General features: G+C 64.2%; 14 protein-coding genes. 7 read left to right on the top strand and 7 right to left on the bottom strand.

Going from position 1 to position 15,167, the window contains the following annotated elements:
* Positions 1 to 146: 146 nt before the first annotated feature.
* The 4 genes from CGZ66_RS14935 (at position 147) to CGZ66_RS14920 (ending at position 3,940) form a co-directional block, all read left to right on the top strand.
* Positions 147 to 1,031: a carbohydrate ABC transporter permease gene (locus CGZ66_RS14935; protein ID WP_095084869.1), complete on the top strand. Its 885-nt coding sequence runs from the start codon at positions 147 to 149 to the stop codon at positions 1,029 to 1,031.
* A gap of 7 nt (positions 1,032 to 1,038) precedes the next feature.
* The gene (locus CGZ66_RS14930; RefSeq protein ID WP_095084868.1) at positions 1,039 to 1,953 is read left to right on the top strand and encodes an ABC transporter permease subunit; all 915 of its coding nucleotides are present in this window, start codon (positions 1,039 to 1,041) and stop codon (positions 1,951 to 1,953) included.
* 14 nt (positions 1,954 to 1,967) lie between these two features.
* Positions 1,968 to 3,068, top strand: a complete 1,101-nt coding sequence (locus tag CGZ66_RS14925) for a sn-glycerol-3-phosphate import ATP-binding protein UgpC (protein ID WP_095084867.1) — start codon at positions 1,968 to 1,970, stop codon at positions 3,066 to 3,068.
* 62 nt (positions 3,069 to 3,130) lie between these two features.
* Entirely contained in the window at positions 3,131 to 3,940 is an 810-nt protein-coding gene (locus CGZ66_RS14920) for a phosphodiesterase (RefSeq protein WP_095084866.1), read from the top strand.
* A 45-nt stretch (positions 3,941 to 3,985) separates the two neighbouring features.
* Here the strand turns inward: CGZ66_RS14920 and CGZ66_RS14915 are convergent, their stop codons facing one another.
* From CGZ66_RS14915 to CGZ66_RS14905, 3 genes are all read right to left on the bottom strand, one after another.
* Positions 3,986 to 5,068, bottom strand: coding sequence for an ABC transporter ATP-binding protein (locus tag CGZ66_RS14915; protein ID WP_095084865.1), 1,083 nt, complete (start codon positions 5,066 to 5,068; stop codon positions 3,986 to 3,988).
* Positions 5,065 to 6,645, bottom strand: a complete 1,581-nt coding sequence (locus tag CGZ66_RS14910; RefSeq protein WP_167392121.1) for an ABC transporter permease — start codon at positions 6,643 to 6,645, stop codon at positions 5,065 to 5,067. The genes CGZ66_RS14915 and CGZ66_RS14910 overlap by 4 nt, the downstream gene beginning before the upstream one ends.
* Positions 6,646 to 6,819: 174 nt before the next feature.
* The gene (locus tag CGZ66_RS14905) at positions 6,820 to 7,827 is read right to left on the bottom strand and encodes an iron ABC transporter substrate-binding protein (RefSeq protein WP_095084863.1); all 1,008 of its coding nucleotides are present in this window, start codon (positions 7,825 to 7,827) and stop codon (positions 6,820 to 6,822) included.
* A 205-nt stretch (positions 7,828 to 8,032) separates the two neighbouring features.
* Here CGZ66_RS14905 and CGZ66_RS14900 point away from each other — a divergent pair, with 205 nt between their 5' ends.
* The 3 genes from CGZ66_RS14900 (at position 8,033) to CGZ66_RS14890 (ending at position 11,466) form a co-directional block, all read left to right on the top strand.
* The gene (locus tag CGZ66_RS14900; protein WP_095084862.1) at positions 8,033 to 8,584 is read left to right on the top strand and encodes a sigma-70 family RNA polymerase sigma factor; all 552 of its coding nucleotides are present in this window, start codon (positions 8,033 to 8,035) and stop codon (positions 8,582 to 8,584) included.
* 1 nt (position 8,585) lies between these two features.
* Positions 8,586 to 9,224, top strand: coding sequence for an NrsF family protein (locus tag CGZ66_RS14895; RefSeq protein ID WP_095084861.1), 639 nt, complete (start codon positions 8,586 to 8,588; stop codon positions 9,222 to 9,224).
* A 259-nt stretch (positions 9,225 to 9,483) separates the two neighbouring features.
* Complete coding sequence (locus CGZ66_RS14890; RefSeq protein WP_425352292.1) at positions 9,484 to 11,466, top strand: PAS domain S-box protein; 1,983 nt, start codon at positions 9,484 to 9,486, stop codon at positions 11,464 to 11,466.
* A 27-nt stretch (positions 11,467 to 11,493) separates the two neighbouring features.
* Here the strand turns inward: CGZ66_RS14890 and CGZ66_RS14885 are convergent, their stop codons facing one another.
* From CGZ66_RS14885 to CGZ66_RS14870, 4 genes are all read right to left on the bottom strand, one after another.
* Positions 11,494 to 12,372 carry a 3-hydroxybutyryl-CoA dehydrogenase gene (locus tag CGZ66_RS14885; RefSeq protein WP_095084859.1) on the bottom strand — a complete coding sequence of 293 codons (879 nt, stop codon included), beginning with the start codon at positions 12,370 to 12,372 and terminating at the stop codon, positions 11,494 to 11,496.
* A gap of 117 nt (positions 12,373 to 12,489) precedes the next feature.
* Positions 12,490 to 13,419: an electron transfer flavoprotein subunit alpha/FixB family protein gene (locus CGZ66_RS14880; RefSeq protein WP_095084858.1), complete on the bottom strand. Its 930-nt coding sequence runs from the start codon at positions 13,417 to 13,419 to the stop codon at positions 12,490 to 12,492.
* A 23-nt stretch (positions 13,420 to 13,442) separates the two neighbouring features.
* The gene (locus tag CGZ66_RS14875; RefSeq protein ID WP_095084857.1) at positions 13,443 to 14,192 is read right to left on the bottom strand and encodes an electron transfer flavoprotein subunit beta/FixA family protein; all 750 of its coding nucleotides are present in this window, start codon (positions 14,190 to 14,192) and stop codon (positions 13,443 to 13,445) included.
* 180 nt (positions 14,193 to 14,372) lie between these two features.
* Entirely contained in the window at positions 14,373 to 15,167 is a 795-nt protein-coding gene (locus tag CGZ66_RS14870) for a rhomboid family intramembrane serine protease (protein WP_095084856.1), read from the bottom strand.

The raw sequence follows: 15,167 nt of genomic DNA, 5'->3' as shown, positions 1-15,167 counted from the left end.
GCGGCCGCCCGCCGGTCTTGTCCAAGCATGATCTCTTCCGAAAACCGGTTTCCACTTTCGGGATCATGCTTGGGTCGACGGGCGGCCATTTCGTAGACTAGTCTCCCTTTGCTCTAGGCCAGCTGTTAAGCGGCGTCGGCGGACCGATGGAAAAACGCGTTACCTTCAGCAGTTGGACAATCGGCATCCTTTTCGCGGTGCCGCAGCTCCTCTTGATCTTCACGTTCTTCTACTGGCCGGCCGGTCAGGCGGTCTACTGGTCGCTGACGCTGCAACAGCCTTGGGGCGGCGGCAACATCTGGGTCGGGCTCGACAATTTCCGTTCGATCCTGTCCAACGCCGATTACTGGAACTCGATCACCGCCAGCCTGGTCTTTGCAGGGATCAGCACCGGGCTTGCCATGTTCATCGCGCTCGTGCTCGCGGCGCTGACCGACCGGCAGCTCGCCGGCTCGCGCTTCTATCGCGTGGTGCTGATCTGGCCCTACGGCATCGCCGCTCCGGCGCTGGCAATGGCGTTCCGGTTCATCCTGGCGCCGGAAGCGGGCTTCATGGCCGTCGTCAACCAGGTCTGGCCCGGCTTCTGGGACCCTGGCCTTGATGGCGCCGACGCCATGGCCTCGATCATCATCGCCTTCTCCTGGAAATATGTCGGCTATAATTTCATCTTCTTCCTCGCCGCGTTTCAAGCCATTCCGCGTTCGCTGATCGAGGCGGCGGCGATGGACGGCTCGGGCGTAATGAGGCGTTTCCGGGACATCCAGTTCCCGTTGATCACGCCGACGATCTTCTTCCTGCTGGTCATCAACATCACCGAAAGCTTCCAGGATTCCTTCGGCATCGTCGACATCATGACCTCCGGCGGGCCGGCCAACGCCACCAACCTGATGGTCTACAAGATCTATTCCGACGGCTTCAAAGGGCTCGATTACTCGGGTGCCGCCGCGCAGAGCATCATCCTGATGCTGCTCATCATCGTGCTGACCATTTTCCAGTTCCGCTTCATCGAGCGGCGTGTGCACTACAGGTGAGGCTGATATGGTAGAGCGCACGCCTTTCCTCAATTTCTTCACGCATGTGATCCTGTTCGTCGGCTTCGTGCTTTGCATCGCGCCGTTCGTGGTCGTCACCATTGCCGCGTCGCATAATCTCAAGGATGTCAACGACGTGCCGATGTCGCTGCTGCCGGGCAGCGACTTCTGGCTCAACATCAAGACGGCCTGGACGACCGCCGACCTTGGCCCCAAGCTTTTGAACAGCTTCATCATGGCCGCCGGCGTCGCGGCGGGCAAAGTGATGATCTCGGCGCTCACCGCCTTTTCGATCGTCTATTTCCGATACCCCGGCCGCACTTTCATCTTCTGGCTGATCTTCGTCACGCTGATGCTGCCGCTGGAAGTGCGCATCGTGCCGACCTATGCAGTGGTCGCCAACGTTCTGTCGCCCTATCAGACCATCCTCGATTTGACTGGTCTGAGCTGGCTCATCGAAAAAGTCTCGGGCGTGCAGGTTTCGCTCAGCCTCGGGCTGCTCAACTCCTATTCCGGACTTATCCTGCCGCTGATCGCGACGGCAACCGGCACCTTCCTCTACCGGCAGTTCTTCCTGACTGTTCCCGATGAGCTGACCGAGGCCGCACGCATGGACGGCGCCGGTGCGCTCCGCTTTTTCATCGACATCCTGCTGCCGCTGTCGCGCAACAACATGGCCGCGCTTGGAACCATCATGTTCCTGTGGGCATGGAACCAGTATCTGTGGCCGCTGCTCATCACCACCGACCAGTCGCATGCGACAGCGGTCACCGAGTTGAAGCAGCTTATCCCCAATGTCGGCGGCATCCCGGAATGGAACATCGCCATGGCCGGAACGCTTATCGTCATGCTGCCGCCGCTGATTGTCGTGGTCGCCATGCAGCGCTGGTTCGTGCGCGGCCTGATCGCCACCGAAAAGTAACAAGGAGACGGCCAATGGCCTCCATCACCATTCGCGACGTCAAGAAGAGCTACGCCAAGTCGCAGGTCGTGCACGGCGTCGACCTCGACATCGCGTCGGGCGAGTTCGTCGTCATCCTCGGGCCTTCCGGCTGCGGCAAGTCCACTTTGCTTCGCATGATCGCCGGGCTGGAGGATATCTCCGGCGGCACGATCGCGATCGACGGCATCGTCGTCAACAAGCTGGAACCGCGCGAGCGCGGCTGCGCCATGGTGTTCCAGAATTATGCGCTCTATCCGCATATGAGCGTGGCGCAGAACATCGGCTATTCGCTCAAGGTCGCGGGTGTTCCGGCCGCCGAGCGTACGCAGCGCATCCAGGCGGTTGCCCGTACGCTGGAGCTCGAACATCTGCTCGACCGCAAGCCGATGGCGCTTTCCGGAGGCCAGAGGCAGCGCGTTGCCATGGGCCGCGCGATGATCCGCGAACCCAAGGTGTTCCTGTTCGACGAGCCGCTGTCCAACCTGGACGCCAAACTGCGCGTCCAGATGCGCTCGGAGATCCGCAAGTTGCATCGCCGCTTGAACGCCACCTCCGTGTTCGTCACGCATGACCAGGTCGAGGCGATGACACTGGCCGACCGGCTGGTGGTGATGAATGGCGGACGTGTCGAACAGGTCGGCACGCCCGGTGAGGTCTACAGCCGTCCGGCAAGCCGTTTCGTCGCCACCTTCGTCGGTGCGCCGGCGATGAACATGCTCGAAGGCACGGTCGAGCTCGACGGGCTTTCGCTGCTGGGCGGCAGCCGGCGCCTTGCCGTTCAACGCGCCGGTCTGGCTGTCGGCACGCAGGTGGCCGTCGGCATCCGGCCGGAAGCCGTCCGTCTGGTGGCGCCCGGCACGGCAGGCGCGCTCGACGCGACGGTCGACCTCGTCGAGGAACTGGGCGCTGGACGGGTCATCTATGTCGATCTCGACGGCGCGTCGTTCTCCGTCATGACTTCGGAGGCCGTCCACCCCGAGCCGGGCAGCACTGTTGGTCTGCGGTTTTCGCCGGATGACTTGCATTTCTTCTCGTCGGACACGGGAACCCGTATCGAGGTCTTCAAGGCCTCGGTGCCGGAGCCGGCACTCTGATTTCTGAAGGCAGTCACTGTCGCCGATGACGGGGCAGGCGGTGCTGGCAAAACGGTCGTGCGATGAAGATAATCCAGGTCACCGATGTCCATCTTGGCCGGCAGGGCCAGCGCCGCTATGGCGTGGACCTGCATCAGCGATCGGCTTCATGCATCGCGCACATCAATGCGCATCACGCCGACGCGGCGCTTTGCGTCTTCACTGGCGACCTGACCGAGACCGGTGCGCCCCAGAGCTATGCCGATCTCAGGACAGCCCTGAATGCGCTGTCGGTGCCCTGGCGGCTGCTGCCGGGGAATCACGACCGGCGAGCCAATCTTGCCGCGGCGTTTCCTGAAGTTCCGGTCGATGAGAACGGCTTCGTGCAGTCGGCTCATCAAATGGCCGACGAGGTGCTGCTCTTCCTCGACTGCCTGGCGGAAGGACGCATCGAAGGCGAATTGTGCGAGAGGCGGCTTGCCTGGATCGACGCCCGGCTCGAAGAGACGGCCGGGAGGCCCGCCTATGTCTTCATGCACCATCCGCCGGTCGCGCTCGGCCTGCCGCAGCTCGACCCGCTGGCGCTCGAGCAGCCCGAACGGTTCCTCGGCCTGCTGCGGCGCCATGGCAATGTCCGCCACATCTTCTTCGGCCACGTCCATCGCGACATTGCCGGAACGGTCGCCGGCATTCCGTTCTCGGCGCAGCGCGGCCTGCATGCAAGGTTCGCGCTCGCCCTCGACAAATCGAGCGAGATCGTCGAGCAGGCGCCACCCTCCTACGCGGTCATCCTTTTCGACAGCGCCAATGGGCGCGTGGTCGTGCATGGCTGCGATTTTCTCGAACAATGGCCGATCTATTCCGGCGAAACCGGCGAACGCATCACGGCGTGAGCCTGCTCGCCGCGTTGAGGCACAACGTCGCCAGCCTTCGACCGTTCAGGCGAACACGTGCGCCGTTCCCGATACGGTCAGCCGGACGATCTCGCCGACCGCCGGCGCGTCCATGCCCGATTTGCGCAGGATCAGCGGCGTGTTGCCGATCGCGGCGGCGTCGGGCGGATCGGCGCTGTTCAGAAGCCGCACCGCGACCGTGCACATCGAGCCGGCGAATTCTGATTCCGTCACTTCGCCGAACAGCATGTCAGGGGTGCCCGACATGCCTTCGCGCGATGTCCGCTTCAAGGCAATCTGCTCCGGCCGCAGCATGATGCGGACAACATCGCGGCTGTCCGACGTATCGACGGCGATGCGGCCGAGCGGAGAGTAGGCGAAGCCGCCTGATATCTTTGCCGGCAGGATGATGGCATCGCCGAGGAACTCGGCGATCATCCTGTCCTTCGGCTTGAGGTAGAGCTCGCGCGGCGTACCGACCTGCGAGAACTTGCCGTCGCGCATCACCGCCACCTGGCTGGCGAAGGACAGCGCCTCGGCCTGGTCGTGTGTCACCAGGATGGTGGTGATGCCGGCCGCCTCCAGGAGTTCGGCCACGGCCTTGCGCATGGAGGCGCGCAGGCCGGTATCCAGGGCCGAGAACGGCTCGTCGAGAAGCATCAGCCGTGGCTTCATCGCCATGGCGCGGGCGAGCGCCACGCGCTGCTGCTGGCCGCCGGAGAGTTGATGGGGGCGGCGTTTGAGGATCGCCTTGTCGAGCCCGACAATGTAGGCGAGTTCTGCGATGCGCTCGGCGCGCTTGTCCTCGCCGCGACCCATGCCGAAACCAATATTGTCGCCAATGGTCAGGTGCGGGAACAGCGCGCCGTCCTGCGCCACCACGCCGATGCCTCGACGATGCGCCGGCACCGCGCTGCCGTCCTTGGCCAGCACCTCGCCATCGAGCGTGATGCGACCCTGGTCCGGCGCCTCGAAGCCGGCGATCAGCCGTAGCAAGGTCGTCTTGCCGCAACCGGACGGGCCGACGATCGCCGTGCGGCTGCCGCTGACGACGCTCAGATCGACGCCGGCAAGTGCCGCCACCGGGCCGTAATGCTTGTGCAGGCCGCTGATTTCGAGAAAGCTCATCGTCCGGCCATCCGTTTCGACTGGACATAGAGCAGCCAGGTCAGGGGGAGCGACATCGCCACCATGATGAAGGCGTAAGGGGCGGCCGAGGCATAATCAATCTCGCCGCTGTAGGACCAGAACGCCATCGCCAGCGTGCGGGTGCCGTTCGGCGCCAGCATCTGGGTGGCCGTCAGTTCGTTCATGATGCCGAGCGCCACCAGCGCCATGCCGGCCGCGGCACCTGGCGCCGACAGGCGGATCGTCGTCGACCACAGCGCCTGCAGCGGCGGCCGGCCGAGACTGGAAGCAGCGCGCTCGAGTTCGACCGGCGCCTGCGCGATCGATGCGCGCAGGCTGACCAGCGCGCGCGGCAGGAACATCAGCGCATAAGCCACCAGGATGGTGAACAGGGTCTGGTAGAGGGGCATGGCGATGCGCACGGTTATGGTGACCAGCGCCAGCGCGATGACGACCCCGGGCAACGAGCCGACGATGTAGGTGCAGCCCTCCAGCAGGCGCTGCAATGGCCCGGGCGCGCGGATCGAGATCCAGGCCATCGGCATGGCGGCGACGGTGGCGAGCAAAGCGCCGGCGAGCGCCAGGAACAGCGTCTGGCCGAGGGCCAGCCCGATCTCGTCGAAGCGCCATACAGCGGTGCCGCCGGCGGCAAGCCAGCCGCCGATGGTGACGAAAGGCACGCCAAGCGCCAGCAGCGTGGTGGCGACAAGCAAGGCCAGGCACGGGATGGTGGCGCGGCCGAGGGGCGCGCGCTGCTGGTGTCGTGCGGCGCCGGAGCCAACGCGCGCATAGCGCTCTTCGCCGCGCACCAGCACTTCGAGGCCCAGAAGCACGAAACAGCAACTCACCAGCACGCCGGCCAGCATGTTGGCCGCCGGTCCGTTGAAGGTCGACTGGAACTGGTCGACGATCGCCGTGGTGAAGGTGTCGAAGCGGATGAAGACATAGAGGCCGTACTCGGCCAGCAGATGCAGCCCGACCAGCAGCGAGCCGCCGCAGATGGCAAGCCTGAGTTGCGGCAGCACGACGCGCCAGAATACGCGCCATGGCCCAAGGCCGAGCGCTGCCGCGGCGTCCTCGAGGGCGGGATCGAGACGGCGCAATGCCGCCGACACCGGCAGATAGAGGAACGGGAAATAGGCGATGACGGAAACCAGCACGCCAGCTCCCAGACCGTGCAGCCTGGGCACCATGGTGATCCAGGCGTAGCTGTGCACAAAAGCCGGAATGGCGAGCGGCGCCACGCACAGCCAGGCCCAGAGCCGGGCGCCAGGCAGGTCGCTGCGCTCGGTCAGCCAGGCCAGCGCCACCGACAACACGACGGCGATCGGCACGGCCAGCAAGACCAGCAGGACCGTGTTGACCAGAAGCTCGCCGACACGCGGCCGGAAGACCAGTGCCGAGACGGTTTCCCAGCCGGTCTGCACCGCGGTCCAGATGATGAAGGCAAGCGGCAGCAGCGCCAGCAGCGAAACGAAGAGGGCGGCGATGACCAGCCAGGGTGCCGCGCGTCGCCGAGCCCTTCGGCCTGTGCCCACAGGCAGGCCCGAGCGCGCGAGATCGGCCGCAGACTGCATCAGGTCAGACGCCGTGCCGGTGCCGTCCAGCGGCAGCAGTTGAAGGACCGCAATTGCGGTCGGGAACACAGCGTGGCGTCATCGACGAATGCCATCTCGAAAAACAAAATCACTCCCGCGGAAGGCTAATTCCCGCGGGAGCGTGGTTGGTTGTCCTTTTAGGAGGAATGGCAACTAAAGCAAGCCGGCTGCCGTCATCAGGTCGGTGACCTTCTTGGAGTTCAGCGTCGTGGCATCGACCTTGGGTGCCTGCAGATCGGCCAGCGGCACCAGCTTCGGATTGGACTCTGCACCCTTGCCGACCGCGTATTCGAAGGAATCGCCAGTCTTCAAGATCTCCTGGCCGCCCTTGCCTGTCACCCACTTCAGGAACGCCTGGGCGTCCTTCGGATGCTTGCTCGAGGCCAGCACGCCGCCGCCGGAGATCGAAACGAACGCGCCCGGATCCTGGTTCTTGAAATAATGCAGTTCGACATTCTTGCTGTTTTCGCCGGTCTTGGCCTGATCGCCGAAATAGTAATAGTGGTAGATCACGCCGCCTTCGATCTCACCGGCATTGACCGCTTTCATCACCGTGCTGTTGCCCTTGTAGGCGGTGAAATTCGCCTTCATCGCCTTCAGCCAGTCCGCGGTGGCGGCTTCGCCCTTGAGCTGCAGCAGCGCACTGACTATGGCCTGGAAATCGGCGCCCGACGGCGAGGCGGCCCAGCGGCCCTTCCAGCTCGGATCGGCGAGATCGAGCATCGACTTGGGCAGCTGGTCGGCCGTCAGCTTGGTCTTGTTGTAGGCAAAGACGGTGCTGCGTGCCGCGACGCCGACCCATTTGCCGCTGGCCGCCTGATAATCGTTGGGAACCTGGGCCAGCGTGTCGGCGTCGACCGGCGCGAACAGGCCGGCACTTTCGACCAGCGCCATGGCCGGCGAGTTTTCGGTCAGGAATACGTCGGCCGGCGAGGCCGCGCCTTCGGCGACGATCTGGTTGGAGAAGTCGCTGTCGCCGCCATTGCGGACTGTGACCTTGATGCCGGTTTCCTTGGTGAAGCCTTCGGCCCACGCCTTGGTCAGGTTCTCGTGCTGGGCGTTGTAGACAATGATGCCATCATCTTCCGCCATCGCCGGGCCGGCGATCAGGCTGATTGCCAGCGCGGTGGCGCCGACGAGGGTGGAAAGAGCATATTTCATGGCATTGTCCTCGATCTCGGGGGTCTTGCGTCTGTCACGGCTGCACCTACCAATACCTGACAGGGATAGTCAACATTGCCTTGCCGATTTTGATCGAACGCCGAGACGCAAACTTTCGTGATTTGCCGGTAATTTGGCTTGGACATTATTTCGCCGGCCACGTAACAAATCACCGCCGAGACGCGAAAATCGGGGAGTAACTCTTGTGACCGGCAAGGATGAGGCCGAGCTTTCCCGGCTGATGCGGGCCGCGATCGCGGGAGATGAAAAGGCTTACGCCGACTTTCTGCGCCGGATTGCCGCGCTGGTTCGCGGTTTTGTCAGGCGCAAGATCGTGCAGGGCGGGGTCGATCCCGAGGATGTCGTGCAGGAAACCTTGCTGGCCATTCATGTGAAACGACATACCTGGCGCCAGGATGCGCCAGTGTTGCCGTGGGTTTATGCGATCGCCCGCTTCAAGCTGATCGACGCGTTCCGGCGGCGCGGACGGCGCATCGAGATCGATGTCGACGATATCGCCGAGACCTTCGCCGAACCGGAACAGGAGAGCGTCAGCGAACGCGACATCAACCGGGCATTGGACGGCCTGTCGCCGGCACAGCGTTCCGTGGTCTCTGCCGTGTCGGTGGAGGGGCAGTCAATCGGCGAGACGGCGGCCAAGTTCGGGATCAGCGAGACGGCGGTGCGCGTGTCGCTGCATCGGGGACTTGCCGCGATAGCCAAGCGATTCGGGCAGGGGCGATTCGGGCGGGAATGACATGAGGACGGACGATCTCATCAAAGCGCTGGACGCCGATGCCCGCAGCAAGGCGATGCCGCTGCAATCGGCCTGGTGGATGGCCGCCGGTGCGGCGGCGGTTATCGCGGCCATCGTTTTCCTGCTGACGATCGGCCCGCGCCCCGATTTCATGGTCGCCGCGCACACGATGCGCTTTCTCTCCAAATTCGTCTTCACCATCGTGCTTGCCGTCAGCGCCTTTGCCCTGATCCGCGCGTTGTCGACACCCGGTGCGCCGACCAGCAGCGCAATGGCCGGGATGATCGCCGCGCCGTTGTTGGTAGCCTTGGCCGTGGTTCTTGAGCTGCTTGCCGTGCCCGAGGCCGACTGGGGCACAAGGATGGTCGGCTCCAACATGATGATCTGCATGGGCTTCATTCCGCTGATCGGCATTGGCCCGCTTGCCATTTTCCTGTGGATGCTGCGCTACGGCGCGCCGACACGGCCGGTGCTTGCCGGTGCGGTCGCGGGCCTGCTTGCGGGCGGGCTGGCGGCGACCTTCTACGCCGCGCACTGCTTCGACGATTCGCCGCTTTTCGTCGCCACCTGGTACACGATAGCGATTGCCTTCCTCGCGCTGCTTGGCGCGCTCGGCGGGCGGTTTTTCGTGCGCTGGTAGCGCGGCGCCCGGAGCGGTTCACGGAAACGCCGAACCGCTCCATCTGTTTTGTTTGACGCAATTCCGGACGGAAAACCGCTTCACACTTTTCCTGGAATTGCTTAGTCGCGCCCCCCTGCACACCGATCCTTAATCATGCCGGCAATTGTTTGTCGATTACCGATCGCGCCGGCATGCCGCACGCAACCATTCCTTAAAATCGATCCGCCAAGGTCGGCGCAACAACATGCGTTTGCGCACGGGGGTGCCACGTATCGTGATGGGGCGAGGATTGACCGGCCGAAGATCTTTTGGGCACGCAGGGTTGGCGCTGCTCGTGGCCGGCCTCTGCGTCGTGGCAGCCTCGATCCTGCTGTCGCGACTGGATCCCGGCACCGAGGCGGTGAAGCTCTGCATGCAGGTTTCGGTGGCGGTGGCGGCGGGTGCGCTTTTCATTGCCGCCCTGTGCATCCGCCGGATCAGCGAGGATCGCCGGCAGATCGCGGAGAGCGAGCAGCGCTTCCGCCGCGCCATGGAGGATTCGGCGATCGGTATCGCCGTTGTCGGCCTCGACGGGCGCATTCTCCAGACCAATCCGGCCTTCGCCGCCATGCTTGGCTACAGCCGCGCGGAGATCGAGGCGCTGACCTTCTTCCAGATCACGCATCCCGACGATATCCAGATCGGCCGGGACACGATGGCCGGTCTGAAAGCAGGCACGGTCAATTCCTTCCACTTCGAGAAACGCTATCTCAGGAAGGATGGCACACCCGTCTGGGCGCATCTTGCCGGCTCCGTCATCCGTGACGAAAGGAGCGGCCGTCCGCTCTATCTCGTCTCGCAGATCGAGGACATCGACGCCCGCAAGCAGGCCGAGGCGCGCATTGCCGAAGCCGAAACGCGCTGGAATTTCGCGCTTGCCGGTGCCGGCCAGGGCGTCTGGGATCTCGACATGCGCAAGGGCGGGACGACGTACTCCGAGACCTGGGTCAAGATGCTGGGCTTTGACGAAGGCGAGCTCGACGGTGATCCCAACTGCTGGCTGACGATGATCCATCCCGACGATCGCCAGACCGTCGCCGAGGCGGATCGCGCCCATCTCGACGGCAAGACACCCTACTTCGAAGCCGAATTCAGGATGCGCCACAAGGATGGCCACTGGATATGGATCCTCGACCGCGGCAAGGCCATCGAGCGTGACGAGGAGGGGCGGCTGGTCAGGGCCATCGGCAGCCTGACCGACATTACCCGGCGCAAGGAGGCGGAAGCACGCCTCACCGTATCGGCGGCGATGCTGGCCGATGAGAAGGAGCGGCTGAGGGTGACGCTGCAGTCGATCGGCGATGCCGTCATCTGCACCGATGCCGCAAACCGCGTCACCTTCATGAACCCGGTTGCCGAAAAGCTGACCGGGGTTGCCGGTGGCGAGGCCCTCGGCAAGATGCTTGGCCATGTCTACTGGGCGGTCGACGAAGAGACGGGGCACAGGATCGGCGTCACCCGGCCGGCCATCGGCGGCGGCCAGGCGCCCGCCGACCAGAACAGCCGCGCCGTCCTGATCCGGCGCGACGATACGCGCTGCAGCATCCGCCAGGTGGTGTCGCCGATCATCAACGAGCGGAACGAGTTCTGCGGGCTGGTCATCGTCTTCCAGGACTTCACCGACGCGCGCGCGCTGCAGCGCCAGCTCGCCCACGCGGCCGCGCATGATGCCCTGACCGGCCTTGCCAATCGCTCGAGCTTCATCCGCGCCATGGAGGACCTGGTCGATCAGGCGCGCAAGGGCGGCATCTCGGGCACAGACAGCGGATATCAGTTCATGTTCATTGACCTCGACCACTTCAAACTGGTCAACGACACCGGCGGCCATGCAGCCGGCGATGCCTTGCTCAAGCGGGTTGCCGAGGCGGTTCGCGGTGTGCTTGGTCCCGAAGACATGGTCGCGCGCCTGGGCGGCGACGAATTCGCGGTCGTCCTGAAATCGGGTTCGGCTGCCGGCGCCAAGATCGCGGCGCGATCTATCATCGATGCGATACGCGGCCTGGACTTCGCCTGGGATGGCCGTCCTCACGTGATCGGCGCCAGCATCGGCCTGGCTGCGATCGGCGCCAGTTGCGGCGAAGTCGACGAGATCATCGCCAGGGCCGACGCCGCTTGCTATGCGGCCAAGGCGGCCGGCCGCGGCTGCGTTTGCGTGGCGCCGGACGGCGAGGTCATGGACGACAGAATGGAACCGCCCGAGCCGCTGGCCGCGGCCTCCTGATCCCGACCGATCAGCTTCCAGACCTGATTAGCGCGTCGGAACGGGATGCTCGCCGCGATAGTCGTAGAAACCACGTCCGGTCTTGCGGCCGAGCCAGCCCGCCTCGACATATTTGACCAGCAGCGGGCAGGGGCGGTATTTCGAATCCGACAAGCCGTCATGCAACACCTGCATGATCGACAGGCAGGTATCCAGCCCGATGAAATCGGCCAGCTGCAGCGGGCCCATCGGATGGTTGGCGCCGAGCCGCATGGCGGTGTCGATGGCGTCGACCGAGCCGACACCCTCATAGAGCGTGTAAATCGCCTCGTTGATCATCGGCAGCAGGATTCGGTTGACGATGAAGGCCGGGAAATCCTCCGAGACCGTGATCGTCTTGTCGAGCTGCTTCACATAGGTCTTCGCCGCCTCGAAGGTCTGGTCCTCGGTGGCGATGCCGCGCACCAGCTCGACCAGCTTCATCAGCGGCACCGGGTTCATGAAATGGATGCCGATGAATCGCTCCGGCCGGTCGGTCTGCGCGGCAAGCCGCGTGATCGAGATCGACGAGGTGTTGGTCGCCAGGATGGCTTCGGGATTAAGCTGCGGACAGAGCTGTGCGTAGATCTTGCGCTTGACCGTCTCGTCCTCGGTCGCCGCCTCGATCACCAGATCGGCGCCGGCAAGATCGGCCATCGCCGGGGCGGAGGCGATGCGCGCCATCGCCTCGTTGCGCACCTTCTCGTCGAGCTTGCCTGACCCTACCTGGCGGGCCATGTTGCCGCTGATGGTGGCGATGCCCTTCTCGATGCGATCGGGCGATATGTCGTAGATCAGCACCTTGTAGCCCGAAAGCGCGGAGACATGGGCGATGCCGCCGCCCATCTGGCCCGCGCCGATGATGCCGATCGTCTCGATCTTGCTCATTACACCGATCCCGTCAAAAGGCCTTTGCGGCCTGCTTTTTGTGCGGTGCAAACTAAAAGGGCGGGGCGACTTCGTCTACCCCACCCTTCACTATTTAATACGCTTTGGCAGAGAGCGTCAAAGCGCCTTTTGCAGTTCCGGCAGGATGACGAAGAGGTCGCCGACGAGGCCATAGTCGGCGACCTGGAAAATCGGCGCCTCCTCGTCCTTGTTGATGGCGACGATGACCTTCGAATCCTTCATGCCGGCGAGGTGCTGGATGGCGCCGGAGATGCCGACCGCGATGTAGAGATCGGGGGCAACGACCTTGCCGGTCTGGCCGACCTGCCAGTCGTTCGGCGCATAGCCGGCATCCACCGCGGCGCGCGAAGCGCCGACGGCGGCACCAAGCTTGTCGGCGACCGGCAGGATGACTTCCTGGAACTTCTCCGAGGAGCCCAGCGCGCGACCACCCGAGATGATGATCTTGGCCGAAGTCAGTTCCGGACGGTCGGTCTCCGAGAGCTTGTTCTCGACGAAGGTGGAGAGGCCGGGATTGGCCGCCGCCTTCGCGGTCTCGACCGCGGCCGATCCGCCCTCGGGGGCTGCCTGGAAGGAGGCGGTGCGGACAGTGATAACCTTCTTGGCGTCGGTCGACTGCACCGTCTGGATGGCGTTGCCGGCGTAAATCGGCCGCTTGAACGTGTCGGGCGAGACGACTTCGATGATCTCGGAGACCTGCGCGACATCGAGCAGGGCCGCCACGCGCGGCGCGACATTCTTGCCCGACGAGGTCGCCGGCGCGATGATGGTGTCGTAACCGCCCGCGAGCGACACAACGAGTGCTGCGGTCGGTTCGGCGAGGCGCTCGGCAAGCTCGTCGGCCTCGGCCAGCAGCACCTTGCTCACGCCCTTCAGCTTGGCTGCGGCGTCGGCTGCCCCCTTGGCGCCCTTGCCGGCAACCAGCACATGCACGTCCGAACCGATCTGCAGGGCCGCGGAGAGCGCCTTGGCGGTCTGGTCGGAAAGGGTCGCGTTGTCGTGTTCAGCAATCAGAAGAATAGCCATTTTCGTGTTCCTTTCCCGATCGCTTACAAAACGCCGGCTTCGTTCTTGAGCTTGTCGACCAGTTCGGCGACGCTCTTGACCTTGACGCCTGCCTTGCGGCCGCTCGGCTCCTCGGTCTTGATGACCTTCAGCCGCGGCTTGACGTCGGCGCCGTAGTCGGCCGGGCTCTTCTCGTCGAGCTGCTTCTTCTTGGCCTTCATGATGTTGGGCAGCGAGGCGTAGCGCGGCTGGTTGAGGCGAAGGTCGGCGGTCACGATCGCCGGCATCTTCAGCTCCACCGTCTGCAGGCCGCCGTCGACTTCGCGCGTCACCTTGGCCTTGTCGCCGTCGATCACCACCTTGGAGGCGAAGGTGCCCTGCGCCCAGCCAAGCAGGGCCGCCAGCATCTGGCCGGTCTGGTTGGAATCGTCGTCGATCGCCTGCTTGCCGAGGATGACGAGGCCGGGCTGTTCGGCGTCGACGACGCCCTTCAGCACCTTGGCGACGCCGAGCGGCTCGGTCTGTTCGTCGGTCTTGACCAGGATGGCGCGGTCGGCACCCATGGCAAGCGCGGTGCGCAAGGTTTCCTGCGCCTGCTGCGGACCGATCGAAACAACGATGATCTCTTCGGCCTTGCCGGCCTCCTTCAGCCGGATCGCCTCTTCAACCGCGATCTCGTCGAACGGGTTCATCGCCATCTTGACGTTGGCGAGTTCCACCGCCGAACCATCAGCCTTCACGCGAACCTTGACGTTCGCATCCACAACCCGCTTTACGGGCACAAGGATCTTCATTGCCTGTCACCTCTTCAAGATAATTAGGCGCGCTATAACAGCCTGCGCCCTTTCTGAGTTGTCGAAAGCCGACATTCCGGATGGAAATTCTGGTCTTTGACCGCCTTAGGCTGCGACGGAGACGTTTCCGTAGTTGCGGCAACCCTGCACGTCAATATGCGGCAAGGCGCTCAAATCGGTTCAATCCGAACCGGAAGCGTTTCCCCGCCCCCAGCGTGGCGTCGCGGCAGGCGGGTCGGGGGTCACCGGTTCGGCCGCAGGCTGGTCAGCGGGAGCGACAGGGACATCCTCGTCGGGGCCGGCAAACAGCGGCACGCCGCGGCTGCGCAAGACAAGCACCAGAATGGCGCCGGCGATGATGCCGCCGATGTGGCAGGCCCATGAAATCCGGTCCTCACCGCCTGCGGCAAACATCACCACCTGGAACGCCACCCACAGGACCAGCGGGATGAAGGCCGGAATGCGCAGCGGGATGCGGGCAAAGGCCAGCACCCACACCTTCACGCGCGGATAAAGGATCAGATAGGCGACGACCACGCCGGCGATGGCGCCGGACGCACCGATCAGCGGCACCTGCGAATCCCAGGCGATGAGGCCCTGGAAGGCGGCTCCGGCGATCGCGCACAACAGATAGAAGATGAGGTAGCGGACGTGGCCGAGGGCGTCCTCGACATTGTCGCCGAACACCCACAGGAACAACATGTTGCCGCCGAGGTGGAAGATGTCGGCATGCAGGAAGGAATAGGTGAGGTAGCTCAGGCTTTCGGGGACGACGACAAAGCGAGGATCGAGCTCAGCGGTGTCATGGACGACGGCCGGGATGAAGCCGAGGCCGAGCACGGCGGCATTGGAGAAATTCTCGCCGCCGAGCGCGGTGGCGAAGTAGACCAGGGCGTTGACCACGATCAACCCGATCGTCACATATTGCAGGCGGATGTGCCGCAGCCTGTTGGTGTCGTAAAGCGGGATGAACAT

This window comes from Mesorhizobium sophorae (genome assembly GCF_002270415.1).
In the GTDB taxonomy this organism is placed as follows: domain Bacteria; phylum Pseudomonadota; class Alphaproteobacteria; order Rhizobiales; family Rhizobiaceae; genus Mesorhizobium; species Mesorhizobium sophorae.
The sequence above is the reverse complement of the archived record's forward strand: the minus strand, read 5'-3'. Positions and strand labels throughout refer to the sequence as shown.